The sequence below is a fragment of the Gilliamella sp. X-57 genome, assembly GCF_057063565.1.
In genome coordinates, this window is sequence record NZ_JBXSQI010000047.1 from 1 (window position 1) to 2,878 (window position 2,878).

3 protein-coding genes are annotated in these 2,878 nt (G+C 29.0%); all 3 read right to left on the bottom strand.

Annotated features, from left to right (window positions below):
- Positions 1-141: 141 nt before the first annotated feature.
- Complete coding sequence (locus tag ACYIAL_RS12595) at positions 142-351, bottom strand: helix-turn-helix transcriptional regulator (RefSeq protein WP_334319877.1); 210 nt, start codon at positions 349-351, stop codon at positions 142-144.
- Between the two features lie 749 nt (positions 352-1,100).
- The gene (locus tag ACYIAL_RS12600; protein ID WP_483751881.1) at positions 1,101-1,625 is read right to left on the bottom strand and encodes a hypothetical protein; all 525 of its coding nucleotides are present in this window, start codon (positions 1,623-1,625) and stop codon (positions 1,101-1,103) included.
- A gap of 6 nt (positions 1,626-1,631) precedes the next feature.
- Complete coding sequence (locus ACYIAL_RS12605) at positions 1,632-1,814, bottom strand: hypothetical protein (RefSeq protein ID WP_483751882.1); 183 nt, start codon at positions 1,812-1,814, stop codon at positions 1,632-1,634.
- Positions 1,815-2,878 lie beyond the last annotated feature (1,064 nt).

Consider the following 2,878-nt stretch of genomic DNA (forward strand, 5'->3'; position numbering starts at 1 on the left):
ACCAGTACACGCAATTAATAGGTAAGCTCTCGGCTTTTTGGGTAGCTTTTTATAATCAGATTGGCTATGATTGGAAGCGTCAAGATTCCAATGCAAGCCCTCGATTATTTCGCGATATAGAGGGTTTCCAATTTGCATAAATTACCCCCTTGCCGCTTTTTTTGATTCGATCCAGCTATTAACTTCTTGACTAGATAAAAAAACTTTTCGACCAAATAATTTTATTGGTTTAGGTGCGGTTTTGTCGTTTTTGAGCATTTGATAATATGAGGATGTGCTTTTATAACCAATTAAGGCAATAAAATCTTTTAACGGGATAAGACTATCTTTGTTATTTAAAATTTTTTCCATGTAAAAATCTCTTTTTAAATTACTAATTAAAAAGAATTAAACAATGATAGAGGATGAAAGGAGCTAACAGAGATTGATTAATAAACGAACAGTTAGTTAATATTGGCATTGACTACTTTTGGTAGATAAGACAATATATAACTGAAGTTGTTAAGCAATTTGTTACATTTCTATCTGTATCATGTTTAATTTCTTCGTGCTAGGGGGGTGGTTCGCGGTCGCCAAACTTAGAAACCATATCCCCTTAAAACTATTAACTTAGATACTCCTCATTAATAGCTTTTCAATTAACTACCTGTATAAATAACTAGGTAATCAATTTAACTAGTATTTTATCAAAGTATTTTGAAAAATAAAGCACAGTAAATAATAAATATCAAAAATAAGGCGCAAAATGAGCGCTCTAAGCCCTTTAAATACAATTTTGGTTGCTATGTATTACTTAACTTTAGTAACGCCGTAAAAATGCTGTCATTTGATTTACGATCTGATTTTAATAAACATTATTTGTAACTTTATGATTTTTAAATAAATTAAATTTCAAGTAATTCAGTTTAAGATCGGATTTGTATAATCGCCTTAATTTTGTAATGAATTAGCCAGTGAAAAAATGCTCTTAAAAAATATTTTTCACTCATTGATTCGTTTGCTTGTTTTTTAATCAATTAATATTCGAATTTACTACATATAGTAGTAAATTTTGATAATTTATTACTATATATTGTAAATTTTTATATATGAAATTAGCTTTATACTATACCATTAAGAGCTTTTAAGTGTTCTAAAACTGAATTATCTAGTTTTATATCTTCCATTATTTTTATATTTTCAATTCGATTATCCATCAAATAACTATATTCAATTAAAGCTCGTGATATAAATAATTCATTGCTTAAATATAATTTTCCAAATTCAACATAAGTGGAGCGTAATATATTCTCTCCTCGTTTTAAATTACCGATTTCACATTCTTCGTGTACATTATCTATCTTGATTTTAATATTCTGAGCCTCTCCCCCAACATTTTTGATATCAATATGTAACTCAACTAAACTTAACATATGTTCTTTGTCATAATGATAAGAGTAAGTCAAATCAGTTATTAGATTAGGTGAATTTAAAATATCTAGCTCTTTTTTATACAATAAAAACTGCTGTTTATTTACTTCAACCATATGCTTATATTCTTCAACAGTATTTTTTAATTCTTCAGCTTGAAGCTCTAAAGCTTTAGTGTTTTGCTGTAATTCTTGTTTTTGAAGTATATAGCCCAATATGAGCTAAAACAAAGCTACAGTACCAAAAGTACCACCTAAAAAATCCCCCCAATCATTGAATCTCATTTCTTTTACATGCTTAAACGCATCAGGACTATATAACCAAATCCCACCTAAAATAGCTGAAAACAATAAAACGGTTATAATGATACTTACAATAATATTATCTTTCTCTTTTGTGTTCATTTTCTTTTACTCCTATCCAGATTATCCATTATCAACAATCTTACAAACTCCGAACGGTTTTTACTGGCTGGATGACTTCTATCATGTTTAATAAGATCGTCTATTTCATTAACTATTGATTGCTCAATCGATACAATTAATCTTATGTTTGGTATATCATGAAAATAGCGATTTATCTTTTTCTTTTCTGTTTGTTTCATCCTTTCCTAACGTGTCTCTAAATCATCAAAGTGTATTGTACCATTCTCTTTTTTATTGACTGACAAAATTATAATTTTAACCAGTCTAGATGTATTTATATTAATAAAAAGTATTATTTGTAAAAACACCCCATGCAATCAAAGTAATTATATTGCTTCTAGCGTGTCGGAAAACTCACTAAGCCAACCAAGAGGAGGGGGGAGTAAATTCCTACGACCCTATACGTTCTAAACCGCCCACCCTCATTCATTTTAACGCTAACCCGATTTTTTTAGTTTTTTAATGTTACCTTTTCCGTAATCTCCCTGCATGGTAGAAATCACCATAGAGCTTTTATTCTTTTCTTCTAATAATAGCCCTGGATCAACCTTAAAATCATCCTAACTTAACATTATGATTAATAATTATTTTATTTTAATAAGAAAATAACGCTATATAAATATATTTATATTTCAATTGGTTAATTACAGGATCAAGATTATTTTAATAATGTGTATAGTAGTGAACAGTAGTGAATACTAGTGAATACTAAAAAATATATATAATAAGTATATAATATATGATATATATAAATTAATATTAGGTTAGTGAATAGTAGTGAACACTTTATATTAAAAGTTTAAGATTATGGGGAGGTAAGAATAAAAAACAGCCTAATAATCGGTATAAGTAAAGGATGACATTTAAAAAAGCACCCCTCAGATATGAGGAGTGGTTATTATGGATAATTGAAGTGTGTAACCCAAATATGGGGCACGGTATGAATAGCGCGATATGGTTAATGATTAACTAGCTTTAAATTGCGGTTACCTGATAGTGAGACATTTCCTTGGCTTGCTTGCTCGACAAAGTCACCCCACCAG

Excerpts from the sequence above, each read along its gene's own strand:
- ACYIAL_RS12605 (WP_483751882.1), bottom strand. The coding sequence starts at position 1,814 with ATGAACACAAAAGAGAAAGATAATATTATTGTAAGTATCATTATAACC.
- ACYIAL_RS12595 (WP_334319877.1), bottom strand. The coding sequence starts at position 351 with ATGGAAAAAATTTTAAATAACAAAGATAGTCTTATCCCGTTAAAAGAT.